A 23420-nucleotide genomic window follows, 5' to 3' on the forward strand; every position below is an offset into this window, starting at 1 on the left:
AAAATAGTACGAAAAAAATTGCGCCGCCAGTCCAAATTATTTCATCGGGAAATCTCAAGTCTTTTCGCCGGGGCAGCACCATAATGACGGCATCATCATGGCGCAGCGGGCTCCCGTGCGCGCCATGTGCCCGTGTGGAATCGACAGGAGAGGAATGGACATGCACGTCGGATTATTTGTTACCTGTCTGGTGGACATGATGCGGCCCGAAATCGGCTTTTCGGCGCTCAAGCTGCTGGAAGCCGCCGGCTGCGAAGTGGTCGTGCCCGACATGCAGACCTGCTGCGGCCAGCCTGCCTACAGTTCCGGCGACCGCAAGGCGGCGCGCGATCTGGCGGAGAAGTTCGTCAATGAATTCGAACACTTCGACTATGTGGTGATTCCCTCCGGCTCGTGCGGCGGCAATGTGAAGGTGCATTACGCTGATCTGTTTTCCGACGATCCTGCTCTCGCGGCGCGCATGGCGCGTCTGGCGCCGCGCGTGTACGAGCTGACCGATTTTCTATACTCTGTGGCAAAGATCGAGCAACTGCCTTGCGGCAAGAATGGCTTCAAGGGTGCGGTTACCTATCACGATTCCTGCTGCGGCCTGCGCGAACTCGGTGTACAGGCGCAGCCGCGAGCCTTGCTCGACAAAGCGGGAGTGCAGGTAACGGAAATGCACGACAGCCGCGCCTGTTGCGGCTTCGGCGGAACCTTTTCCATCAAGTACGGTGATATATCGAGTGCGATCGTCGACGAGAAATGCGCGAACATCCATGACTCCGGCGCGGATGCCGTGGTGCTGGGCGACCTCGGTTGCATGCTGAACATAGAAGGGCGCTTGCGCCGTACGGGCGATGACAAGACACGCGTGCTACACGTGGCGCAGGTACTGGCAGGAGACGCGTGATGGAAATCCGCTCCATGCATTTCAAGGAACGCGCCGGGCAAAAACTGGCCGACCAGCGTCTTCAGCAAAACCTGAAAAAATTATCGACCAAGTTCGTCACCGGACGCGCGTCGGCAATCATCGAGCTGGACGATTTCGAAGGCACGCGCGAGGCTGCGAAGGAACGCCGCATGCGCGCCATCGAGAATCTCGATGTGTGGCTGGAAACCTTCGAGCAGGCGGCCACGCGGCGCGGTGCGACCGTGTTGTTTGCCGAGAGCGCGGACGATGCGTCGCGGCTGGTGGTGGAGATCGCGAAGAAGCACGGCGTGAAGAAAGCGATCAAGTCGAAGTCGATGGTGTCGGAAGAGATGGCGCTGAACGCCGCGCTGGAAGCGGCCGGCGTGCAGCCCATCGAAACCGATCTCGGCGAGTACATTCTGCAGATCAACAACAACGAAGCGCCGTCGCACATCATCGCGCCGGTGGTACACAAGGACAAGGAAGAAATCTCGGACCTGTTCGCGCGCGTGCATCACAAGCCGCGTCTGACCGACATTCCGCAGATGACGCGTGAGGCGCGCGAGGTATTGCGCCCGCAATTCCTGTCGGCCGACATGGGCATCACCGGCGGCAATTTCGTCATCGCCGAAACCGGATCAGTGGCGGTCGTCACGAATGAAGGCAACGAAGGCATGTGCACGGTGATGCCGCCGAAGGTACACGTGGTCGTGACCGGCATCGAAAAGGTGCTGCCCACACTGGAGGACTTCGCCACCGTCATGCGGTTGCTGCCGCGTTCTGCCACCGGCCAGTCGATTTCGAATTACGTCTCGCTGCTCACCGGTCCGCGCGCGGAAGGCGAGCTGGACGGCCCGGAGCACATGTACTTCGTGCTGGTCGATGGCGGACGGACGGGGCTGGTCGGTACCGAGTTTCAGGAGATGATGCGCTGTATCAAATGCGGCGCATGCATGAACCATTGCCCGGTATACCAGAAGATCGGCGGCCACAGTTACGGCTGGGTGTATCCGGGGCCGATGGGCAGCGTGCTGACACCGTTGTATGCGGGCCTGGAAAAGGCGCTCGACCTGCCGCAGGCCTCCACCTTGTGCGGCGAATGCCATGTGGTGTGCCCTGTTAAAATCCCGCTGCCCGACCTGCTGCGCAAGCTGCGCGAAAAGGAAGTGGAGCGGCATCTGCGGCCGATGCATGAACGGCTCGGTTTGACGCTCTGGGCCTTTGTCGCGAAGCGCCCCGCCTTGTATCGGCTGGCAACGAAAGTCGGCGTGCGTGTCCTGCGCATGATGGGCGGCAGCAAGAAGTCGATCTCCAGCTTGCCGCTCGGCGCAGGCTGGACCGATTATCGCGAGATGCCCGCGCCATCCGGCAAGACATTCCGCGAGTTATACAGACAACGCAAATGATGGACAACGACAAGCAGATCAGCGAGTTCAAGAGCAAAAGCGGCGTGAAGCGGATTCTCGCCGCTTTTTTCTATTCCATCGAAGGATTGAAGACCGCGTGGAACAGCGAGCACGCGTTCCGCCAGGAGTTGATGCTGGCCGTGCCGGCGGCGATCGTTGCCTTGCTGCTGCCGGTGTCGCCGCTGGAAAAGCTGGGCTTGATCGCGGTGCTGATACTGGTGCTGATTGTCGAGCTGATCAACTCGGCGCTTGAGGCAGTGGTGGATCGCATCTCGCTGGAGCGTCATCCGTTGTCGAAGAATGCGAAGGATTTCGGCAGTGCGGCGGTGTTTCTGGCGTTACTGGTGGCAGCCGGGACGTGGGGCGTTATTGTTCTTCCTGTGATGTTGCGGTAAGCGTGGTTCGGTGCCGGTATCGACTCGTGCACGACCCGATACGCACAGTGATAAACCTGCACACAATTCGATCGAGCAGTGAATGTACATCGCGCCTTCGGCCATATTTCCAACCAGTCCGCCCCGCCGCGAGATTCAGGGCGTGCTCGGAAGGTGCATGGGAAAAGGATGATTTCCGCGCGGCGTACCCTACCTCCATCAGCTTGGCGTAGATCCTTGCCAAAAAGCCTTTCCATGCCTGCTCAGGAAGAAATCAATCTGAGATCAAACACGCGTTCCACCAGCCAGATCGCCGCGATGGCGGCGATCAGTGTCGAGCCGGTGCCGAGTATGACGCCACGGTAAAACCAGGTCTGCCGCAACGCATAGGCAATCGGCAGGAAGGCGGCGACGATTGCAAGCTGCCCGATCTCCACACCGACGTTGAAGCCGACAAGGGCAAGCAGCAGCGCGTTCTGAGGCAGGCCGAGATCGCCGAGAACGCTCGCAAAGCCGAAGCCGTGAATCAGCCCGAAGACAAAAGCGGCAATCCAGCGACTGCCCTGGAACAAGGGAAAAACGTTGTTCAACGCTGCAATGACGACCGACAACGCAATCGCGGACTCGATCCATCGAGACGGCAGGGAAATGAATTGGAGGGTTGCCAGCGTCAATGTGATCGAATGCGCGAGCGTGAATGCGGTGACGATCTTGAAAACGTCGAGGAACGATGCCTTGAAGCTTTCCGCCGGCTGCCATGTCTTTCCATTGAAGGAAAGCACCGCCGGGAACAACAGCGACAGCAGGAACAGGATATGGTCGAAGCCGATCCATATATGCCAGATGCCGTGCTGTACATAATCCGCGAATTGTCTCAGCCTGGTTTGCTCGCTTGAACGAAAAACCTGTCGCGGGTTGTCGGGCCCGAAGATTGCAGTGATGGTTTGTCCATTGCCTTCCAGGCGCAACAGTCCCTTGTGCTGTGGATCGAGATCGGCAAACAGGCTGTATTGCACGGTCAGCGATTCCACCTGGTGCGCGCAGTCGGCGCGAAAGAGCAGTACCGCATAGGCGCCGTCGCTATGGTCGTCGATCAAGTGTTGTACCGGCTTTGCCTGGCACGGGCCGTCCTTGTTCGACAGATTCAGGCGGGACAGGGCGTATGCGGCGATCTCTGGATGCCTGGCCCGGACTTCATCCCAGACGATTTCGCCGTTGCCGTCAGTATCAAGCCCGATCGCAAAATCCAGGTCACGCAGAGCGATGTCCCATTGGCCGTCGATGGTGTTCCCATTTATCGTCAACGTGAGATAGCTGTCGCTCGGCTTGTGCGCGTGGGACGGAAGGATCAAACAGCAGAATGCGAGAAGGGCAATTCGCGACAAGCTCGGCAGCAATATCCGCAGCAGCATCAAGCCTTCTCCTTCGCTTTCTCCAGTAGAGCTTTCAGCGTCCGGTCTTCCAGCCGGGTTTTCTGCATCCATTCCATGACCTGCGTGATCGCTGTCTTGTCCTTTGCCGCAACTGCGGATTCGAGAAGCACCCGCAGGTCTGCCGGTTCCTTCTGCACCTGCCAATTGCGCTGCGCCGTCTGAAGGGCGGCTTTCGGATCTCCCAGCAGGTGCAATTCAAAGCGGGACTGTTCGCGCTGATGGATGGTATCGCCGCGCATCGACGCAGCCGCAAATCGCTGGCGCAGGATTTCGGTTTGTTCGTCGGTCAGAGAGGAACGCTGGGCCTTCAATGCGATCGCATACCGCAACAGCAAGGCATCATTGCGTCCCTTCGATTTGAGCAGGGCCGCGACTTCCGATGGTCGATCGCGGTCAAGCAGAAAGTCGGAGTACGCGCCGAGGAGATAGCCGTCGGGCGAAGCCAATGACATCGCCTCGCGGAAGTGATTTTCTGCAGCGACATCGTCGCCGAGACGGGCGGCAATTTCGCCAAGGAGAGTAAACGCCCATATGCGCACCCCTGCATCGGTGTCAGGATGACTGTCCAGTGCCCGGGACAGCGCCAGATAGCTATCGGATGCCTTGCCGCTCAAGCTGCCCACATTGGCCAGACAGGTTTGCGTTACCAGGTCGGCGGCAAGCCGGAACAGGCGTGCACAACTTTTTCCGGCCTCATCGTAGTTGCCGAGTACCGTCATGACAGTTGCCCGCGTCAGCCACGCCTGCCCGTTGTCGCGATCGGACTCGAGCACGGTGTCGAGGTCCGCCAGCGCCTGTTGAAACTGGTGGTTGCTCTGGAGGATGGTCGCCCTGAGGATCAATACCTCTTTGGGCGGACGCGGCAGATCCCACCATGGCCGCAGCGCCGCTTGCGCATGGCCGAGATAACGCGGGTCGCCATCGATGCGTGACGTGTTGATATACAGGCGCGCGAGCCTGGTCGCCACGGAAAGATTGTCCGGGTTTTGCGAAAGCTGGGCGCGCAATCGGGAGGAGGCTTGCTGTGTCGGGTCATTGCGGCTTGGCAGTTTTTCCAGAACCTGTGATCCGCTTGCGGGAATGTACGGCGCGGCATGTGCAAACGGACAGATCAGGAGCAGACCGAAGATGAGCTTGTCGAAACGCATATGTCATTCCCGGTTCAGGAGGAGAACGATGAGGCAGGTGCCACGGAAGCGGACAGGCAGGCCTTGTGCGATAAAGCCCGCCTTTGACGGCGGGCTTCCACGCTGCGGCATGAGCACGAAGCGCCGATTGCCGACAGCGACAAGCAGTGGCGAGTCAGCTGACCGGCTCGGGTTCCGTGGTGTCGGAGGTGGCGGCGCTTGCCGCATCCACCGCCACAGGTTCGGCAGTATCGGATGTGCCTCCGATGATGGCGATCACCTGGCTGAGGAACGAGCCCGTCATTGCAGTGCCATTGGCGGCACCATTGTTGCCGGAAGTGCTGCTGCCGGTCGTGCCTGCAGCGGTGGAAGTGCCGCCTCCGGTCGCCATGGCTGGAGAGCCGCCGTCATCCCCGCCACAACCGGCAAGCGCCAGCACCAGCATGGTCGACGTCAACAGGAGAATGCGTTGGTTTGTCATGGCATTCTCCTTATTGCGAAGTGGAGTCCGGCTGGGTACCGGATCCATTGCCTGGCAGTGGTGTATTGAAGTACGGGAACTGCGGCTGGAAATCCTGTGCTGTCTTGCGCACGCCATCAGTCAGCGCGAGTCCTCCCGCCGGCGCATCGGACGGTTTGCAACCGACCTTCAGCGCATCGCCGTCGCCGGTCAAGACGCACAGCGCACCCATGGCAACACGTAGTGACAGATCGACGACATCGTCGCCCGGGCGTCGGCCGTTGGGGAAGCCTGCCTGGTCGCCACCTGCGACACCAAGCGGATTCTGATCACCCTGGTTTGTCGGAGGAGTGGACGTGTTCAGGCGCATCATTTCTGCCGGAACCACGTTCTTCGGCTGATTGAGTCCTTCAATGCCTTTCAGGAACACGGTGACCAGATCCGTTCGCGGGAAATTGGTTGGCGCTTTTGCTGAAGGGAACAGCGTTTCCACCAATGCCGGAAGCGCAGGATTGGTGACGTAGTCAATGAACTGCGCATCATCCTTGGGCTTGGCTGCATTGAACCGATCCTTCTCGTCCATGCCGATGACGACTTCATTTACCAAGGGCATGCCGATGCGCGACACTTGTGCCCAGGGACCACCTTCCTTGACCGCGTTGTTGATATTCGTTCCAGGCAACGGATTGATCAGCCGCCCCTGGCGCATGCTGGCCGTGGTCCACGCACCGATCACCGGCTCGGCCTGCGTCGCGACGCAAGCGATGGGCAGTTCCATCGCGATCGAACTGATATTTTTTCCTTCGAGATCGTTCTTGTTGCCCCCCACCTCCGGTCCGAGAGGATTCAGGTTGAACAGATCAAAAATCTTGCCGACGGCAATACTGAAGGACTCCTTGCGCTGCCCGACGAACACCCGGCCGTTGCCGCAGCCAGGAATGGCAACGTCGTAGATATGCTGATTCGCATAGGTTTCGTATGCGCTTGCACTGCCGAAGGTCTTGTCGCCGATATTGTCGACCGGCTTGTCGAATTCGGTCGCACCGCCAGCCATGTTCGTCAAGTTGCCTTTCGTCCCGCTGCGGCGGTCGCCGCGCACGATATCGACCGTGTAGGTTTCTCGCACATTGAGGGTTGCGGGATTGACACCGTTGATCGTGCCTGAGTTGATCAGGGGGATCAGAGTCTGCTTGTCGCCGACAGGCAAGGCGGTTTTCTTCGAAGTGTTTTTAAAGCGGAACTGGAACGTGATGTCTTCCGTGCCGTCGCCATTGTTATCGATATGAATTTCATACAGCGCGTTCGGATCGAACTGATAGAAATTCGGCCCGCCTTGAGGATCCTGAAACGGGATGTAACTGGCGATCACCGTCACATAGTCCTGCCGGCCGGCAGCATAACTGCGAAACATGTAGAGGTCGGTTCCATCGACCTTGGGGGCATTGCTGATGAATGGCGCCTCTCGATGACTGGATGCCCATGCGGGCGGACCCAGCGGCAGGCTGGCGATGATCAAACCTGCGATGCCTGCAATGCGCATGGTCGTCTGCATGGCCGTGCAAGGTGATTTGTTTTTCAGTACTGACATGGCTTTCTCCTGAACGAATGAGGTGCCGGGATGAATCAATTGCACAAATCCTGCTCCCTGATGCTGCACTGATGACAGCTTTGAGCGGGTATGCTGTTCTTTCTGAAATCCTTGATCCGGGAGAGTCCGCTGAAGGCGGCGAGCAAGATGACTTTCATCGAAACAGCATCTCGCGAGCGAAGACGGTTCGCTCGGTCCGTTGGACAGATGGAGGAGGGCAGATGAAGCTCCTCATTCAATATACGTACGGAATATGGAATCGGATTCGCGATCCGGCGGAACAAAAGCATCGGTTTGATGTATCTCAATAGAGCTTGCAGTAGCAAGTAAATTGCAATCGGGACAATCGAGATTCAGCGAGCGTTCCGGGTGCTGGCAGCGTATGCCTGATGCCTGGTTTTGATTACATCGCAATGTCTCAGTCATGATCCGATCGTCGCCATTCCCTCTGGTCGGTGGCTGCGACTGCCGCTGGTGCCAGCGCCAGCGCGAGAACGGCGCCTCGTTCGCGCTCAATGCCATGATCGAAGTCGACAGGGTCTCGGTGCCGGATGCGGAACCTGAGGCGCTCGGTCGGAACATTGACGTTCGTTACTTGGTCATAGCATTACGACAATGGTGCGTTCCATGCAGTGTTTCAGTGTGTATGGGCATTCTCAACAAGGCATCCTCGACAAGTCGTGACGTTGCGAAAGGGCATGCAATGAAGAAGCAAGGAATAGTCAGTCTCGGCCAGTACCTGATTGCTGCAGTCTTGGCTGCCGGCGCGGTCGATGTCGGTGCCGCCGACCTGCTCGATACGGTGAAGTCGCGCGGTACCTTGCGCATTGCGCTGGAGGGCACATATCCGCCGTTCAACTTCAAGGACAAGCAGACCAACGAACTGACCGGCTTCGATGTCGATGTCGCCAAACTGGTCGCGGCCAAACTCGGCGTCAAACCCGAATTCATTGCCACCGAATACAGCGGCATCCTGGCCGGGCTTGCCGCCGGCAAGTACGACGTGATCGTCAATCAGGTGGGCATCACTCCCGAACGGCAGAAGGCGTTCGACTTCTCCGATCCGTACACGATCTCCAGTCCGCAGTTGATCATCAGAAAGGACGAGACGCGCAAGTTCGACAGCCTGGACGCTTTGAAGGGGAAAAGACTCGGCGTCGGGCAGGGAACCAATTACGAGCAGAAGGCCAGGAGCATTCCGGGCATCGAGGTGAAGAGCTATCCCGGCGCACCGGAATATTTGCAGGATCTGGCGTCGAACCGGATCGATGCGGCGCTCAATGACAGCCTGATGGTTTCCTACCTTCTGAAAACGTCTCCCTTGCCGGTGAAGGCGGGCGCGCCGGTCGGCGACGTGGAGAAAATGGGAATCCCGTTTCAGAAGGGCAATCCGAAATTCAGGGAAGCGGTGAACAAGGCGCTGGATGATTCGTTCAAGGATGGCAGCTTCAAGCAGGTATCGATGAAGTGGTTTGGAACTGATGTGAGCAAGGCACCGGGTGCTCGCTAGTGTTCTGAGTTGGGAATTCGTTGCAAATAAAAGTGATGAAATCGCGACGAGGCAAGGAAAAAAGCGCAGCAAGGCCGAGGCCTTGCGAGTATTTTTGACGCCGTATCGGTGCGATTCTCGTCATCTTTTATGCAGCGAATTTTCAACTCAGGACACTAGGGTCTGTTTACATGCAATTCGGGGGATGCGTTCTTTCCAGAAGGCGTGTTGCGGGTGGCGCGTGGCACCGCAAAGACTGGACGTCTTTGCCAGCCATGCAACGCCCGCAGCGCGCCTTCTGGAAAGAACCCGGAGGGAACGGGCCGTATGCGCCGCATGCCGGCGTTGCGGCTCCTTGCCGTGGCACCGCCACGACGCGTCGCCGCGCCTTGGCCTGCAACGCATACGGCCCGTTCGCACTCCCGAATTGCATGTAAACAGACCCTAACACTCCGCATGCTTGTCGAATAACACGATCCCCGCACTGCGTTGCGGGGATTTTTTTGTCGAGTTGCCATGGAACTTGCCGAACTTCTGGAGTTGTTGCGTCGCGCGGCACCGGTCATGCTGACCGGTACGACTTACACGCTGCTGTTTGCGCTGGCGTCGATGGTCGGCGGCCTCGCGCTGGGTTTCCTGCTGGCGGTGGCGCGCATCGTGCCGTGGCAGCCGCTGCAATGGACCGCGACCGCCTATGTCAGCCTGATGCGCGGCACGCCGCTGCTGGTGCAGATTTTCGTCATTTACTATGGCTTGCCGAGCGTCGGCATCGAATTCACACCGATGACGGCGGGGGTACTGGCCTTGAGCCTGAATGCCGGCGCCTATCTGTCGGAGAGCCTGCGCGGCGCGATACTCGGCATCAGCAAGGGACAGTGGGCCGCGAGCTTCAGTCTTGGCCTGAACTATGCGCAGACGCTGCGGCATATCGTCGTGCCGCAGGCATTGCGCACCGCCGTGCCGTCGATGGGCAACACCTTGATCAGCCTGTTGAAGGATACGTCGCTGGTGTCGGTCATCACCGTGACCGAACTGATGCTGGCAACCAAGGAGGTGATTGCGGTGACGTTCCGGCCCTTGCCGCTGTATGTGGCGGCGGCGGTGATTTACTGGGGTCTGAGTCTTTGCTTTGAAGCGTTGCAGCATCGCATGGAGAGGCGGCTGCGGCAGGGGCATGTGTAGGGCATCGCCGCTCATGCGCGCAGAACATGGCGCGGCAGGCACAGATCCGGCGCACATGAAAAAAACGGGAGAGGATCGATCCTCTCCCGTTTCATTTCCATCGCAACGATCCGCTTACTTCTTCTGGAAGATCTTGTCGAACTCGCCGCCATCGTCGAAATGCTTCTTCTGCGCCGCTTTCCAGCCGCCGAACACTTCATCGACGGTGAACAGGGCGATCGGCTTGAACGTCGCTTCGTACTTCTTGAATGCCGCAGCCGAGCGCGGACGGAAGTAATGCTTCGCGATGATGTCCTGCGCCGGTTCGGTGTACAGGAATTGCAGGTAGGCGGTTGCCTGCTTGCGGATGCCTTTCTTGTCGACGACCTTGTCAACCACCGACACCGGCGATTCGGCGAGGATCGAGGTGCTCGGATACACGACTTCGAAGTTGTCGCCGAACTCCTGGCGTACCAGTTGCACTTCGTTTTCGAAGGTCACCAGCACGTCGCCGATTTCACGCTGCGTGAAGGTGGTGGTTGCGGCACGGCCGCCGCCATCGAGCACCGGCACGTTCTTGAAGATGCTGGTCACCAGCTCGCGCGCCTGCGCTTCGGTGCCGCCTTTCTTGATCACGGAACCCCATGCTGCAAGGTAGCTGTAGCGGCCGTTGCCGGTGACCTTCGGATTCGGGATCACGACTTTCACGCCGGGCTTGGCGAGATCATCCCAGTTGCGGATCTGCTTGGGATTGCCCTTGCGCACCAGGTAGACCATGGTCGAATAGAAGGGCGCGGCATTGTTCGGCAGGCGCTTGGCCCAGTCCTGCGGCACCAGGCCCTTGTCGGCGAGGAAGTCGATGTCGTTGGCCTGGTTCATCGTCACGACAGAGGCTTCGAGGCCGTCGGCAACTGCGCGGGCCTGCTTGCTGGAGCCGCCATGCGACTGATTGATGGTGAGCGTTTCGCCGGTGTTCTTTTTCCAGTCGGCGATGAAGACGGGGTTGATGTCCTTGAACAGTTCGCGGGCCACGTCGTAGGAAACGTTCAGCAGCGTGGTTTGCGCGTGGACTGGCGTCGTGAAGCTCAAAGCCAATGCAGCAGTACCAATCAGGCTGCCGATGCGCAGGGTGATTCGTCGCATCGCGGTCGATTGATGTGAGGTTAACGGAATGACATTGAAAACTGGAGACATTATTACCCCGCATATGGAAATGAATAATGCGTCATTGTCCATAAAAGTTCTTGCCATGCGTACTAATCTTTTTTCATTTGCTTATATCGCTCTCTTTCGGCGACCGTACCCTTGTTATGGTCAGGCATGGAACCAAAGGAAATGCCGGCACCACTCAGTACAGCCAAGGATGCCGCACATCAGTGCGCGTTTCATGTTGCCACGAGGAGATGTACATGTTTGGTTGTTGTTTTCCCGGGAGTCGATCCAACAGGCACAGTACGTCTTCGACGGAGGAGACGCAGCCCTTGCTGCGACCAGGAACCGCTTTCGGTGCGGGAGATAGAGGCTCGTCGCCCGATACGCTGGAGCATGCCATCCAGCGGAATGATGTTGTGCTGGTCAAAGCGCTGCTGGCGAATGGTGCCGATGTGTCCGGCGTGTGGGATCGTGTCAAGCACTTGCTTGCACGTCCTGAGTTCAAGGCGATACAGGATGCGCTGACTTACGACCGGCGATTGAAAATCCTGTATCCGGAAGGAGCTTCGCAGCAGCACAGCGCGCTCGACAATGCATTGCACGGAGGCCGCCTCGAACAGGCAAAGGCAATCATGGAGCGCGAGATCAGCACGGCGGGCGGCATAGACAGGCTTTGGGCGCGTGCCGCCGCAAGCGGCCAGAGGGATATCCTGCGTGCGTTGCTGTTGCTCGGATATGCAGAGAGGAGTTGCACATACAGGCGCTTTGAAAAGACATCGATTGACGACGCCGGGATTCGGACGGTAATGAAGGAAATTCCTTATATTTCCCCTCGTTTTGGCGGAAGGATAAATCTCAACGGGAAGGCGAGATTCCGCGGCACGGACGAGGAGATCGATTGCTCGCCGATTGCGATGCAATACATGAAGGACGCGAAGCCGGTTGGAGATAAAGGACGCGTCAAGCCCGATTACACCCACCTTGCGAGCAAGGATGCGATCGAAGCCGGGATCACTCCCGACATACGGATCGAGCATGAACGCCTGAAGGCACACGCGACCGACACTCATTTAATTCCAAATGGGCAGTTCGGCGCATTTCTCGTCGGGCAGTTTCAGAAAATGGAACTGCTTGGCGAGGAGGGCAGGCAGATGTTGATGGAGTCGCCCAATCACTCGATGAGTCTTGAATTGGCGATCAAGAAGAAAGATGGAGTCACTTCGTACGTGGTGCGCTTCTTCGACCCCAATGATTCAGTGCGACATGTACGCGCCGCGTCGAGCAGCGCAAGAACATTCGAGTTCCATGACGTCGGCGCCTATGTGGCGGAATCTCGCTTGATGAAAGGCTACTACCCTCACGAAGAAAAGCTGTCGATGCTGTATGTACGTCCCAGGGATGGTATACCCGCGAATGCCCCGCATATCGCCAACCGTACGTTGACGAGCTGCGTGCCCGACGCCGCCATTGGTCCTTGGGCGATGCATTGCTTGCTGGAGAATGGCTTCGCCGGGAACATCTTGCAATTGGAAGAAACCTTCGTCCGGATGTCGGAGGAAGAGCAGGTCGCCCTTCTGTCATCCATGGACGAGGATGGTACGCCCGGTCTGTTCTCGGCATCGAAAGGTGGACACGCCGATGCGATTCGCGCCTTCGGACGGCTGCTGTCGCACGTTCCCGAATCGCGGCGTGCAAGCCTGGTGGCGGCGATTCAGGAAAACGGAATTTCTGGACTTGCCGTCGCGCTGTTCATGGGACATGCCAATGTCATCCACGCCTATGGGGAATTGCTATCGCTGATCCCGGACGACAAAAAGGTGGAGCTGGTGATGGCAACTGTAGGCGGAATGCCGGCACTTCACGCAGCGATGGCGGAAGGACATGGCGATGCGATAGCGGAGTATGGTCCGCTGCTTTCAGAGGTACGGCGAATAGCCCCGGGAAAACTGATGGATATCCTTGAGGCAAAGGAGTCTGACGGGATTTCCGCCTTTGGTGCTGTCATGGAGAAGGAAAATCCGAACGTTGAAGTGGCCTGCCGCTATCTTCAGTTGGTCAAGGATTGTTGCGGCGCTCTGGAGCCGGATGAACGAACGAGATTGCGGACGCTTGTCGAATCGAGCTGTTTCGTCGAGACGGACGGTGTGCGGCGTCCGTCCGAACGTTTTGCGAGAATGCGGGAAGAATCACCTGCGTTCGCACGGTTGTTCGATGAAGTGCTCAATAAATTAAGTGTTCAATAAATTGCATGGATGAGGCGGCTGTCCGTTATCTCTTTCACCCAGCCGCGGAATGGGATGGACGACGCGATTGATGACGTCTGTCACCGTCAACACGCCGTCGTTGCATGTCGGACATGGAACCGCGTGAGGCAAGCGTGACGCTCCTGGAATCGGAACCCCGGATTGACATTGAAGGTCTTGTGAAAAAACGCCCCGGACACGTTGTGTTGCCTTGCCACCTGTACCGTCTGAGGCAACACGCCTTGCCGGGACTTTCGAGTTACTGACTTGCCGTAATGACGGCAAGTCGCGTGCCCCCCGCGCGCTCGATCACTGCCATTACCTTCGCGACCGACTTGTAAGGCACATCCTGGTCCGCCTGCAGATGCAACGTGAGTTCCGGGTTATCGGTGCGTAGCGCCTTTAACTCTGTTCCCAGCGCCTCCGCACCGATCTCCTTGCGGTCCAGATAGACCTTCGAGGCAGCATCAACCGTCACGCTCACCGGCCTCCTGTTTTCCGGCGCTTGCGTGGTCGCGGTCTTGGGCAGATTGACCTTGACGGCATTGGTCATCAGCGGCGCGGTGACGATGAAGGCGACGAGGAGCACGAGCATCACGTCGACCAGCGGGGTGATGTTGATCTCGCTGATGACGTCGTTGTCGTCGTTTTGGGTGGAGAAAGCCATTATGCGAATACCTCTTTGGATATGCTGACGACGGCGTCGTTCCTGACTGCGGCCGGGCGTTCGATGCGGAATGTGGCGCGCTGGGCGAGATTGATGAAGTCGGCGGCGAAGTCGTCGAGATCCGCCCACACCAGTTTCAGGCGGCGCGAAAAGAAGTTGTAGGCGAGCACGGCGGGCACCGCGGCGGCGATGCCGGTCGCGACCAATGCTTCACCGATGGGACCGGCGACCACATAGAGACTGGCGGAGCCGGTGCGGCTGATGTCGGTGAGCGCATGCATGATGCCCCACACCGTGCCGAAGAGGCCGACGAAGGGCGCGGTGCTGCCGATGCTTGCCAGTACCGCGAGGCCGCTTTCCAGCGAGCGGCGCTCCTTGTGAATCTGCTGGCGCAGATGGCGCTCCAGCAATTCCTGGCGGTCGCCGGAATGTTCCAGATCATGCGTCGATACGGCGGCGCGCAATGCGCCGAAGCCTGCGTTGGCCAGCCGCGCGGCCGGGCCGGTCGCGCTTTCGCCATTGCCGAGATCGGCGGCGGCCTGGAAATCCTTCGCGCTCCAGAACAGCCGCAGATAGCGCCGGTTCTGGCCGCCCAGGCGCAGGTGCTGGATGCCCTTGACGAGGATCAGCGTCCAGGTGGCGACGGAAAATGCGACCAGCGACCAGAGGGTGCCGTCGACGATTGCAGTGGTGTTCACGATAGACATGTTCACGACCTTTCAAGTTTGAATTCGACCGGGACGGTGGCCCAGCCTTCGATGGGGGGTTGTCCGCGTTTGGCGGGCGCGAAAAGCCAGCCATGGACGGCGGCGATGGCCGCTTCGTCCAGCATCTTGCGGCCGCTGCTGGTCTGCAGTTCCACCTGCGCGTGCTTGCCGCTGGCCAGCACGCGCAGGATCACCTTGCCCTCGATGCCCATCTGTTCGCGTTTTCTCCACGAATGCCAGCACCTCGTCGTTGAGTTGTTTTTCTGCCGCCGGCTTGTCCGTCGGATGCTTTGCTGCTTCCACTGTTCCAGTCATGTCCATGACCTTTATCAAGAAGAAAATGCGAGCCATATATCCTGCGCTGTGCGCGGCGGCCCATGCAAGTTTCTTTCCGCAAAGGGTGTGCCATGTGTGGAAGGCGGGTATCGATGCGCTGGAAGCCCTTATACGGAGCGGAATTTCGGCGGATGCGCGGTGGTTGGACTACGGCCGCTTGTTGTAACGCGCACGCAGCAACTGTTGAAATTACAGCAGATGAAACGGTGCATTCTGCAGCGTCGTCAACACAGGCTCGTCGCTCCTGTCAGACGGTGTCCTGCATGAAATCTGTGGAGATACCGGTCACCGACGTCAAGGAAAGGATGTCTTCGGCCACGCAAATTCAGGCAGCGAAAACAAGGAAGAATGCCGCATGGAAAGGCAGCTAACATCAAGGAAAATTTTGGTTGCGCGCGCAACGATGAGGGCATATAGTTGTGCGCACAACGATTATTTTGAGATGCGTGATGATGCCTCTTTCATCTTCTTCCAAACCCGCCGGATTGCCGGTGCTGATCGCCGGTGGCGGGCCGGTCGGGCTCACGCTGGCTGCACTGCTGGCCGAACATGGCGTGGCCTCGCTGGTGATCGAGGCCGATGACGGGTATTGCAGCGGCAGCCGCGCGATCTGCATCTCGCGCCGTTCCCAGGAAATCCTCGGTCTGATCGGCGCCGATCGGCAGCTGGTCGAGAAAGGCTTGTCCTGGGCAGGAGGGCGCAGCTACTTCCGCCATGACGAGGTTCTGCATTTCCGCATGCCCAGCGAACACACCGAGCGTTTCGCGCCGATGGTCAATATTCAGCAGTACTACATCGAGCAGTACGCACACGAGGCGATGCAGCGCCGTGCCGGTCTTTGCGATGTGCGCTGGTCCACCAGAGTGGTGGAAGTGCGGCAGGGATCGGACGGCGTCGAGGCCGAGGTGGAAGCGGCCGACGGCACGCGCGAAACCTTGCGCGCGGCGTGGCTGGTGGCCTGCGATGGCGGACGCAGCACGGTGCGCGACAAGCTGGGCCTGCAATTGCGCGGGATGCAGTACGAAGGCCGCTACGTGATCGTTGATATCGAGCAGGACACGAAACGCGAAGTGGAGCGTCTTGCCTGGTTTGATCCGCCTTCCAACCCCGGTTCCACCATCCTGATGCACCGCCAGCCGGACAACGTATGGCGCATCGATTATCAAATCCGCGATGACGAAGATCCGGCGGAAGCGGTCAAGCCGGAGAACGTGCTGCCGCGCGTGCAAAGCCATCTCGACATGATCGGCGAGACCGCGCCGTGGAAGCCGTTGTGGATATCCATCTATAACGCGAAGTGCCTGACGCTGGACAGCTACCGCCACGGACGCGTGCTGTTTGCTGGCGACGCCGCGCATCTGGTCCCGATCTTCGGCGTGCGCGGCCTCAACTCCGGCCTCGATGACGCGGCCAATCTTGCGTGGAAACTGGCACTCGTATCGCAAGGCCATGCCGACGATGCCTTGCTCGATTCCTATTCGGCGGAACGCGTGCATGCGACGCGCGAGAACCTCGCCTATGGTGCGAAGAGCACCGAGTTCATGGCGCCGCCCAACTTCGGTTTCACGCTGATGCGCGAGGCGGCGCTGCGCCTGGCCGGCGAGGATGAGCGAGTGCGTCAACTGGTGAACCCGCGCCAGTCCACGCCGATCCGCTATGTTGCTTCACCGCTGAACGTGGCCGCGCAGGACGATGCGTTCAATGGCGGCGCGTGTGCCGGCGCAGGTCCTGGCGATATTGCGCCGGAAGCGGCAGTGCAAACAGTTGACGGCGCAGGATATCTCACCGAGCGTTTCGGCCGCGGCTTTGTCGCGCTGTATTTCAGTGATCAGCGCGAACTGCCGCCGCTCGCGCAAATGGCGACTAGCGTCGACATCATTCGCATCTTGCGTAGCGGCAATGCCGATGAGCAAACCCTGATCGACTACCTCGGTCAAGCCTGGGACCGTTATGATGCGCAGGAAGGAACGCTGTACCTGATTCGTCCCGACGGCTATGTGCTGGGTCGTTGGCGCTCGCCTGACTGGGCGGAAGTCGCCGCCGCTCTTGCACCGTATCAATTGCAACGCGCGCTTGCCGCCACTCTGTAAGTTTCGCCCCTGGAGATTCCTCATGACCGACCACGATCTCGATCGCGCCTATACCGCACTCAGCAACGCGCTGGCGCAAGTGGGCGAAGACAAGGCCGCATTGTTTCTCGCGACCTTCAGTCTGGCGCTGCTTGCCCGCCAGAGCGACGCCGAGGCCGTACTGCCCCTCATTGCGCAGGCCGAACGGCTGGCCCTTGTTTAGAGCGTCTAACAAAATGATTCTGAGGGTGTTGCGCCCCTTGCAGGGCGCACCTTGGCTGGCAAGCCAAGTGTAGTGGTCTAATTTACACAGACACCTCGATAGGTGGATCATTCACCTATCGAGGGAGTTATATGAACAAGAAACGCAGGGAGCGCCGGGACTTCGACGCGAACTTCAAGCTGGAAGTGGTGCGGATGGTAAAAGACCAGGGTTTGAGCATTGTCCATGTTTGCCAGAGCATGGACCTGGTGGACTCAGTCGTACGACGCTGGATCAAGCAGCATGAAGCCGAGTTGGAAGGCCAGCCGGGTATCGGCAAGCCGCTGACGGCGGAGCAGCAACGCATCCGCCAGTTGGAAGCCGAGAACCGTCAATTACGCGCGGATAACGACCTATTAAAAAAAGCCTCGGCCTTCTTTGCGCGCGAACTGAAATGACTTATCGCCTGATTCATCAGTTGCAACAGAAGGCCGTTCCTGTCCAGCAGGCATGCCGGGTATTGGCGGTCAGCCGTGCCGGTTACTATCAACATCGGCGGCGTGGCGAGCGCAAGGCCGACGTCGTCGCCAGCGTTCAGCTCAAGGCGGCCTTTGTTGCCAGCGGCAAGTCTTACGGCAGCCGTCGCCTGTGTCGCGCGTTGCAAGCGCAAGGCGTGATCATTGGCCGCTACCGCGTGCGGCGCTTGATGCGGGAGGCCGCAGTACGCCCTGTGTGGAAGCGCAAGTTCATCCACACCACCGACAGCAGGCACGCGTTGCCGGTGGCGGACAATGTGCTGGATCGCCAATTCGACGTGGCCGCGCCGAATCGCGCCTGGGTGTCGGACATTACCTATGTGCGCACCCGGCAAGGCTGGCTGTATCTGGCCGCCGTGATGGATCTGTTCTCGCGCAAAGTGGTGGGCTGGGCGATGGCACCGACCATGCCGGCCGAACTGGTCGCGTCGGCGTTATGCATGGCACTGCAACAACGCCAGCCGCCGCGCGGATTGCTGCTGCATTCAGACCGGGGAAGCCAGTATGCAAGTCTGGGGTACCAGGCGCTGCTTGAGCAGCACGGCATCGTCTGCAGCATGAGCCGCAAGGGCAATTGTTGGGACAATGCCGTGATGGAGCGCTTCTTCCTGAACTTGAAAATGGAACGGGTATGGCAGCGCGATTATGCCAATCATGGCGAGGCCCAACGCGACATCGCCGATTACATCGTCAGCTTTTACAACTGCACCCGTTTGCATTCAACCTTGGGTTATCTGCCACCCGCCGCTTATGAACAGAAAATGGCCGCAATTTTACCTATCGGGGTGTCTGAAAATACTTGACCACTACAAAGGCTGCTACGCAGGCGCAAAGCATGCTTTGCGAATTCCCTGCTTCGCCCTTGCCGTACAGTTTGTACTGTCCGCGGCGGCGCCCTTGCAGGGCGCGCACAGGCTTGCATGCCAGTGCCGTTTGGCAGGCGGGCAGCAGGCTGCCCGAATTCCCTGCTCAACCCTACTCAGAACCGCTTCGCTTCATTTTGTTAGACGCTCTTAACCATTTACCCCCCTCAACTACATAAAACAGGAGACAACAATGAATCTTTCCAGAATGAGCCGCCGCGCTTTCACCGTCCTCGGCCTCGCGCTGCCGCTTGCCGCTTTCGCCTTCCCCAACCAGACTATCGAGTGGGTTGTGCCTTATGCGGCCGGCGGCGGATCCGATGTCGTGGCGCGCGTGATTGCGGCGGAAATGAGCAAGACGCTCGGCCAGCAGATCATCATCAACAACAAGCCGGGTGCGGCCACCAATATCGGTGCGGATTACGCGGCGAAGGCGAAGGCGGATGGTCACGTGGTATTGACCGCCGACACGGCCACGCTCGCGGCCAATCCTTTTCTTTACAGCAAGCTGGGATACAACGCGGAAAAGGACTTCGCGCCCGTCGGCTTGATGGCGCGCTTTCCGATGATTCTGGTAGTCAATCCCCAGGTACCGGCGAAAGACCTCAAGGAATTCATCGCCTGGGCCAAGGCGCAGCCCAATCCGGTCAACTACGGCACGCCTGGCGCAGGCAGCCCGCACCATCTCGCGACCGAGCTGTTCAGCCAGGTCAGCGGCCTGAAATTGAGCCATGTGCCTTACCGCGGCGCAGCGCCGGCGGTGCAGGACGTGATCGGCGGACAGGTGCCTTTCATGTTCGTCGACAGCGCCACCGGCGCTCCGCACATCACTGCGGGCAAGCTGCGTGCGATCGGCATCGCCAGTGCGGCGCGCGTCAAGAACTTCGACGCCATCCCGACGCTCTCCGAGCAAGGCATCAAGGGCTTTGAAGCCTATGCATGGCAGGGCATGGTTGTGCCGGTGAAGACGCCGCAGGACATCGTGAACACACTGAACAAGGCATTGGTCAAGGCAATCGAGTCGGACACGGTGAAGGCGCGTTTCCAGACGCTCGGCCTGGAAGCCATCCCCAGCACGCCGCAGCAGATGGCCGACTATGCGAAGGCCGAGCGCGAGAAGTGGGGCAAGGTCATTCGCGCCAGCGGCATCACGCTCGACTGAACGATGGGCGCGAGCAACGCATCCTCGAAGCGGGCCGTGGCGGCCACCGCCGCCGGCAGCGGCATGCGGCTCGACCGCACCATGACGTACCGGCTGCACCTGCTGCACAAGCTGAGCGACCGCGAGAGCCAGCGCGCCTATCTTGAGGATGCCGGCCTGCCGATGAGCGAAGGACGCTGCCTGTCGGCGATTGGCTCGTTCGCGCCCTTGTCGATCAATGATCTCGCGCAACGCGCAAACCTCAACAAGGGACAGGCAAGCCGCGCCGCCCAAACCCTGGTCGAAAAGGCGCTGGTGCAGAAAGAGGCCAGCGAGACGGACGGGCGCGGCGTCGTGTTGACGCTGACCCGCAAGGGCGCGCAAGTGTGGGAACGCGTGATGCAGGTGGTCGCACGGCGCAATGCGGAGATTTTCGGTTGCCTGAGCACAACCGAACAGAAGCAACTCAGCGAAATGTTCGACCGCATGATCGCGTACGCGCAGGCAGGCACGGGCGAAGCGATCGACGACAGTGAATGAGATACGGAACAAAAGCGGAATAAACACGGAAGTCGGTAACCTGGGCTGCGAAGTACTTTCATGTTCCCTCCCCTTCAAGGGGAGGGTTAGGGGTGACACAGGGGTTTCGAGGAGCATGCTCCTCGCCTGCGGAACAACAGAGGCTTGCAAGCCTCTGTGCGCCCTGCAAGGGGGGATGGGTTGAAAGCCGGAGCATGAAACCCATCCCCCTCCCCCTTGCAGGGCGCACCTGCGCTGGTAAGCGCAGCTCGTTCCGCAGGTGGACGGCATGCCGTCCGAATTCCCTGCTACACCCTCCCCCTTGAAGGGGGAGGAGACGGCGCGATCGTCGTCTTGATTTCTGACTTCCGAGCAATACGGAACAACACACGAACAGGAGTAATCCGGTGAGTAATCCAAATCTGAACTATCAGTCCGGCTTCGGCAACCAGTTCGCCAGCGAGGCGGTCGAGGGCGCATTACCGATCGGTCGCAACAGCCCGCAGCGCGTCGCACATGGTCTGTACGCCGAGCTGCTGTCCGGCACCGCCTTCACCGCGCCACGCGCCGAGAACCTGCGCACCTGGATGTACCGCCGCCAGCCCTCCGTGGTAATCGGCGCTTACCAGCCGCTGCCGCAGCCATATCTGAAGACGGGCGCGAAAGACGGTGTGGCAACGCCGCCCGATCCCTTGCGCTGGCACCCGGTCGACGTGCCGGAACAAGAGACCGACTTCGTGCAGGGCTTGCGCACCGTCGTCGTCAATGGCGACCCCGATGCGCAAACCGGCATGGCCGCGCATCTGTACCTCGCCAATCGCTCGATGACCGACAGTGCCTTCGTCAATGCCGACGGCGAAATGCTGCTGGTGCCGCAGCAGGGCACGCTCACCATCACGACGGAACTTGGCATGCTGGAAGTCGCGCCCGGCGAGATTGCACTGCTGCCGCGCGGCATGGCGTTCAAGGTGGCGGTCGATGGACCGTCGCGTGGTTATGTATGCGAAAACTATGGCGCGCATTTCCGACTGCCGGAACTCGGACCGATCGGCAGCAATGGCCTGGCGAACGCGCGAGACTTCCTCGCCCCCGTAGCGGCCCATGAAAAGGAAGGGACGCCATACCGTCTCATCAAGAAATACAACGGCGCGCTGTGGAGCGCGCCGGCAAAGAGTTCGCCCTTCAATGTCGTCGCGTGGCACGGCAACCTGGTGCCGTTCAAATACGACACCAAACATTTCATGACCATCGGTTCGATCAGTTTCGATCATCCGGACCCGTCGATCTTCACGGTGCTGACCTCGCCGAGCGACACGGCAGGCACCGCGAACTGCGACTTCGTGATCTTCCCGCCGCGCTGGATGGTGGCCGAGGATACCTTCCGTCCGCCCTGGTACCACCGCAACGTGATGAGCGAATTCATGGGCCTGGTGCAAGGCCAGTACGACGCCAAGCCGGAGGGATTCAAGCCGGGCGGCATGAGCCTGCACAACTGCATGGTGCCGCACGGACCCGATGCCGAAGCGTTCGATGCCGCGAGCAGTGCCGCACTGGCGCCGCGCAAGCTCGACGACACACTGGCCTTCATGTTCGAAAGCCGCTGGCGTTTCCACGCGACGGAATTTGCACTGAACGGCGGTGCGCTGGACAGCGGTTACGCGAGCTGCTGGGCCAACCTCAAAGACAATTTCAAGGAGCAGGCATGAACAACCCAACCAATGATCCCGACCTGCGCAGCTGGGTCGCATCGGCGAACGCAGCCGGCACCGATTTCCCGATACAGAACCTGCCCTACGGCCGCTTCCGCCGTGCGGGCACGCAGGAAAGCTGGCGCATCGGCATCGCGATCGGCGACCAGATACTCGACCTGAAACTCGCCTTCGGGAAGACGGTATGGGAAGCGGCAGTGCAGTCATCGCTCGCATCGCTGACGGCCGGCGACCTGAATGCCTTCATGGCGCAAGGTCCGTCGGTCTGGCGCGGACTGCGTGCGGCGCTGTCGCAGGCATTGCGTGAAGGCAGCAAGGCGCAGGCGCAGCTTGAAGCCTGTCTGCTGCCGCAAGCGCAGGCCGAGTTCTCGGTCCCCTGCGAGATCGGCGACTACACCGATTTCTACGCCGGCATCCACCACGCGACCACAGTCGGCAAGCTGTTCCGTCCCGACAACCCGCTGCTGCCCAACTACAAATGGGTACCGATCGGCTATCACGGCCGCAGTTCCTCCATCGGCGTGAGCGGCCAGTCGTTCCGCCGCCCGCGCGGCCAGATCAAGGGCGAGGGCGACACACCGCTGTTCGGCTCCAGCAAGCGGCTCGACTATGAACTCGAACTTGGCATCTTTGTAGGCCAGGGCAATGCGCCCGGCGAATCCGTGGGCATGGAGCAGGCGGAGCAGCATCTGTTCGGCATCGGCCTGCTGAATGACTGGTCGGCACGCGATGTGCAGGCATGGGAATATCAGCCGCTCGGCCCCTTCCTTGCAAAGAATTTCGCGACGACGATTTCCCCCTGGATCGTGACGATGGAAGCACTCGAACCCTTCCGTTGCGAATTCACGCGCGAGGCAGGCGAGCCGCAGCCTTTACCTTATCTCGATTCACAACAAAACCGCGACCGCGGCGCCGTCAACATCACGCTCGAAGCATGGCTGCAAACCGCTGCCATGCGCAAGGCCGGGCAGGCGCCGGTCCGGCTGTCGCAAGCGAATTTCCGCGAAAGCGCGTACTGGACGCTGGCACAGCTGCTTGCGCACCACACGGTCAACGGCTGCAACCTGCGGCCCGGCGATTTGTTCGGCTCGGGAACCATGTCGGGCCCGCAAGCGGATCAGGCCGGCTCGCTGCTGGAACTCACCCAGGGCGGCAAGCAGGCAATCCAGCTTCCCAATGGTGAAAGCCGTACCTTCCTCGCGGACGGCGACACGGTCATCCTGCGCGGCTACTGCGAAGCTGCCGGTGCAGCCCGCATTGGCCTGGGTGAAGTGGCCGGGACGGTGGTGGCATAGATTTGGCGAAGGATTCCCTCCCCTTCAAGGGGAGGGGTAGGGTGGGGATGG

The 23420-nt window shown here is 59.8% G+C and carries 21 protein-coding genes; 13 read left to right on the top strand and 8 right to left on the bottom strand.

Annotated elements, in window-relative coordinates; genetic code table 11:
• Nucleotides 1-160 precede the first annotated feature (160 nt).
• From D3870_RS05185 to D3870_RS05195, 3 genes are read left to right on the top strand one after another with little or no spacing between them, the layout of a single operon-like run.
• On the top strand, nucleotides 161-892 hold the full coding sequence (locus tag D3870_RS05185) for a (Fe-S)-binding protein (RefSeq protein WP_119741709.1): 732 nt from the start codon (nucleotides 161-163) through the stop codon (nucleotides 890-892).
• Nucleotides 892-2298 carry a LutB/LldF family L-lactate oxidation iron-sulfur protein gene (locus tag D3870_RS05190; protein WP_119737233.1) on the top strand — a complete coding sequence of 469 codons (1407 nt, stop codon included), beginning with the start codon at nucleotides 892-894 and terminating at the stop codon, nucleotides 2296-2298. Before D3870_RS05185 ends, D3870_RS05190 begins: the two co-directional genes overlap by 1 nt.
• Nucleotides 2295-2693 (top strand): diacylglycerol kinase, encoded by a 399-nt coding sequence (locus tag D3870_RS05195; RefSeq protein WP_119737235.1) that lies wholly within the window; start codon nucleotides 2295-2297, stop codon nucleotides 2691-2693. Before D3870_RS05190 ends, D3870_RS05195 begins: the two co-directional genes overlap by 4 nt.
• A gap of 242 nt (nucleotides 2694-2935) precedes the next feature.
• On the opposite strand, the gene D3870_RS05200 is transcribed toward D3870_RS05195, so the two are convergent.
• The 4 genes from D3870_RS05200 to D3870_RS05215 all read right to left on the bottom strand — a co-directional run bounded on the left by D3870_RS05200 (nucleotide 2936) and on the right by D3870_RS05215 (nucleotide 7280).
• Entirely contained in the window at nucleotides 2936-4024 is a 1089-nt protein-coding gene (locus D3870_RS05200; RefSeq protein WP_340638434.1) for a HupE/UreJ family protein, read from the bottom strand.
• A gap of 59 nt (nucleotides 4025-4083) precedes the next feature.
• Nucleotides 4084-5253 carry a tetratricopeptide repeat protein gene (locus tag D3870_RS05205; RefSeq protein WP_119737239.1) on the bottom strand — a complete coding sequence of 390 codons (1170 nt, stop codon included), beginning with the start codon at nucleotides 5251-5253 and terminating at the stop codon, nucleotides 4084-4086.
• A 154-nt stretch (nucleotides 5254-5407) separates the two neighbouring features.
• Nucleotides 5408-5713 carry a hypothetical protein gene (locus D3870_RS05210; protein ID WP_119737241.1) on the bottom strand — a complete coding sequence of 102 codons (306 nt, stop codon included), beginning with the start codon at nucleotides 5711-5713 and terminating at the stop codon, nucleotides 5408-5410.
• Between the two features lie 10 nt (nucleotides 5714-5723).
• Nucleotides 5724-7280, bottom strand: coding sequence for a DUF4331 domain-containing protein (locus D3870_RS05215; protein ID WP_422879640.1), 1557 nt, complete (start codon nucleotides 7278-7280; stop codon nucleotides 5724-5726).
• Between the two features lie 703 nt (nucleotides 7281-7983).
• Between D3870_RS05215 and D3870_RS05220 the strand changes: the two genes are divergently transcribed.
• Nucleotides 7984-8790, top strand: a complete 807-nt coding sequence (locus D3870_RS05220) for a cystine ABC transporter substrate-binding protein (protein ID WP_119741713.1) — start codon at nucleotides 7984-7986, stop codon at nucleotides 8788-8790.
• 495 nt (nucleotides 8791-9285) lie between these two features.
• Nucleotides 9286-9951 carry an amino acid ABC transporter permease gene (locus D3870_RS05225; RefSeq protein ID WP_119737243.1) on the top strand — a complete coding sequence of 222 codons (666 nt, stop codon included), beginning with the start codon at nucleotides 9286-9288 and terminating at the stop codon, nucleotides 9949-9951.
• Nucleotides 9952-10065: 114 nt separating this feature from the next.
• Here the strand turns inward: D3870_RS05225 and D3870_RS05230 are convergent, their stop codons facing one another.
• Nucleotides 10066-11073, bottom strand: a complete 1008-nt coding sequence (locus D3870_RS05230; RefSeq protein ID WP_119737245.1) for a sulfate ABC transporter substrate-binding protein — start codon at nucleotides 11071-11073, stop codon at nucleotides 10066-10068.
• Between the two features lie 338 nt (nucleotides 11074-11411).
• On the opposite strand from D3870_RS05230, the gene D3870_RS05235 reads away from it, so the two are divergent.
• Entirely contained in the window at nucleotides 11412-13325 is a 1914-nt protein-coding gene (locus D3870_RS05235) for a ShET2/EspL2 family type III secretion system effector toxin (RefSeq protein ID WP_158590382.1), read from the top strand.
• A gap of 259 nt (nucleotides 13326-13584) precedes the next feature.
• On the opposite strand, the gene D3870_RS05240 is transcribed toward D3870_RS05235, so the two are convergent.
• From D3870_RS05240 to D3870_RS05250, 3 genes are read right to left on the bottom strand one after another with little or no spacing between them, the layout of a single operon-like run.
• Nucleotides 13585-13992, bottom strand: a complete 408-nt coding sequence (locus D3870_RS05240; protein ID WP_119737248.1) for an ExbD/TolR family protein — start codon at nucleotides 13990-13992, stop codon at nucleotides 13585-13587.
• Nucleotides 13992-14699: a MotA/TolQ/ExbB proton channel family protein gene (locus tag D3870_RS05245; RefSeq protein ID WP_119737250.1), complete on the bottom strand. Its 708-nt coding sequence runs from the start codon at nucleotides 14697-14699 to the stop codon at nucleotides 13992-13994. Before D3870_RS05245 ends, D3870_RS05240 begins: the two co-directional genes overlap by 1 nt.
• A gap of 2 nt (nucleotides 14700-14701) precedes the next feature.
• Complete coding sequence (locus tag D3870_RS05250; RefSeq protein WP_119737252.1) at nucleotides 14702-14911, bottom strand: energy transducer TonB; 210 nt, start codon at nucleotides 14909-14911, stop codon at nucleotides 14702-14704.
• Nucleotides 14912-15487: 576 nt separating this feature from the next.
• On the opposite strand from D3870_RS05250, the gene D3870_RS05260 reads away from it, so the two are divergent.
• The 7 genes from D3870_RS05260 to fahA all read left to right on the top strand — a co-directional run bounded on the left by D3870_RS05260 (nucleotide 15488) and on the right by fahA (nucleotide 23369).
• A complete protein-coding gene (locus D3870_RS05260) occupies nucleotides 15488-17125 on the top strand; it encodes an FAD-dependent oxidoreductase (RefSeq protein ID WP_119741715.1) in 1638 nt (545 codons plus the stop codon).
• 22 nt (nucleotides 17126-17147) lie between these two features.
• Nucleotides 17148-17327, top strand: a complete 180-nt coding sequence (locus D3870_RS05265; protein ID WP_119737256.1) for a hypothetical protein — start codon at nucleotides 17148-17150, stop codon at nucleotides 17325-17327.
• Between the two features lie 131 nt (nucleotides 17328-17458).
• Nucleotides 17459-18645, top strand: a protein-coding gene (locus D3870_RS05270; RefSeq protein ID WP_242489871.1) for an IS3 family transposase whose coding sequence is annotated in 2 segments (ribosomal slippage) — nucleotides 17459-17735 and nucleotides 17735-18645 — 1188 coding nt in all. Because the reading frame shifts where the segments join, the coding sequence is not laid out codon by codon here.
• A gap of 253 nt (nucleotides 18646-18898) precedes the next feature.
• Nucleotides 18899-19867, top strand: coding sequence for a Bug family tripartite tricarboxylate transporter substrate binding protein (locus D3870_RS05275; protein WP_242489872.1), 969 nt, complete (start codon nucleotides 18899-18901; stop codon nucleotides 19865-19867).
• A gap of 63 nt (nucleotides 19868-19930) precedes the next feature.
• Entirely contained in the window at nucleotides 19931-20386 is a 456-nt protein-coding gene (locus D3870_RS05280) for a MarR family winged helix-turn-helix transcriptional regulator (protein ID WP_119741717.1), read from the top strand.
• A 386-nt stretch (nucleotides 20387-20772) separates the two neighbouring features.
• Entirely contained in the window at nucleotides 20773-22071 is a 1299-nt protein-coding gene (hmgA, locus tag D3870_RS05290) for a homogentisate 1,2-dioxygenase (protein ID WP_119737260.1), read from the top strand.
• On the top strand, nucleotides 22068-23369 hold the full coding sequence (gene fahA, locus D3870_RS05295; protein ID WP_119737262.1) for a fumarylacetoacetase: 1302 nt from the start codon (nucleotides 22068-22070) through the stop codon (nucleotides 23367-23369). The genes hmgA and fahA overlap by 4 nt, the downstream gene beginning before the upstream one ends.
• The last annotated feature ends 51 nt before the right edge of the window (nucleotides 23370-23420 follow it).

The organism is Noviherbaspirillum cavernae (assembly GCF_003590875.1).
Taxonomy (GTDB): domain Bacteria; phylum Pseudomonadota; class Gammaproteobacteria; order Burkholderiales; family Burkholderiaceae_D; genus Noviherbaspirillum; species Noviherbaspirillum cavernae.

Bases quoted from the DNA above. Each gene is read 5' to 3' on its own strand.
- D3870_RS05265 (WP_119737256.1), top strand. From the start codon at position 17,148: ATGACCGACCACGATCTCGATCGCGCCTATACCGCACTCAGCAACGCG.
- D3870_RS05275 (WP_242489872.1), top strand. From the start codon at position 18,899: ATGAATCTTTCCAGAATGAGCCGCCGCGCTTTCACCGTCCTCGGCCTC.
- fahA (WP_119737262.1), top strand. From the start codon at position 22,068: ATGAACAACCCAACCAATGATCCCGACCTGCGCAGCTGGGTCGCATCG.
- D3870_RS05185 (WP_119741709.1), top strand. From the start codon at position 161: ATGCACGTCGGATTATTTGTTACCTGTCTGGTGGACATGATGCGGCCC.
- D3870_RS05220 (WP_119741713.1), top strand. From the start codon at position 7,984: ATGAAGAAGCAAGGAATAGTCAGTCTCGGCCAGTACCTGATTGCTGCA.
- D3870_RS05210 (WP_119737241.1), bottom strand. From the start codon at position 5,713: ATGACAAACCAACGCATTCTCCTGTTGACGTCGACCATGCTGGTGCTG.
- D3870_RS05205 (WP_119737239.1), bottom strand. From the start codon at position 5,253: ATGCGTTTCGACAAGCTCATCTTCGGTCTGCTCCTGATCTGTCCGTTT.
- D3870_RS05195 (WP_119737235.1), top strand. From the start codon at position 2,295: ATGATGGACAACGACAAGCAGATCAGCGAGTTCAAGAGCAAAAGCGGC.
- D3870_RS05190 (WP_119737233.1), top strand. From the start codon at position 892: ATGGAAATCCGCTCCATGCATTTCAAGGAACGCGCCGGGCAAAAACTG.
- D3870_RS05260 (WP_119741715.1), top strand. From the start codon at position 15,488: ATGCCTCTTTCATCTTCTTCCAAACCCGCCGGATTGCCGGTGCTGATC.
- D3870_RS05245 (WP_119737250.1), bottom strand. From the start codon at position 14,699: ATGTCTATCGTGAACACCACTGCAATCGTCGACGGCACCCTCTGGTCG.
- D3870_RS05250 (WP_119737252.1), bottom strand. From the start codon at position 14,911: ATGGGCATCGAGGGCAAGGTGATCCTGCGCGTGCTGGCCAGCGGCAAG.
- D3870_RS05215 (WP_422879640.1), bottom strand. From the start codon at position 7,280: ATGTCAGTACTGAAAAACAAATCACCTTGCACGGCCATGCAGACGACC.
- D3870_RS05240 (WP_119737248.1), bottom strand. From the start codon at position 13,992: ATGGCTTTCTCCACCCAAAACGACGACAACGACGTCATCAGCGAGATC.
- D3870_RS05225 (WP_119737243.1), top strand. From the start codon at position 9,286: ATGGAACTTGCCGAACTTCTGGAGTTGTTGCGTCGCGCGGCACCGGTC.
- D3870_RS05230 (WP_119737245.1), bottom strand. From the start codon at position 11,073: ATGCGACGAATCACCCTGCGCATCGGCAGCCTGATTGGTACTGCTGCA.
- D3870_RS05280 (WP_119741717.1), top strand. From the start codon at position 19,931: ATGCGGCTCGACCGCACCATGACGTACCGGCTGCACCTGCTGCACAAG.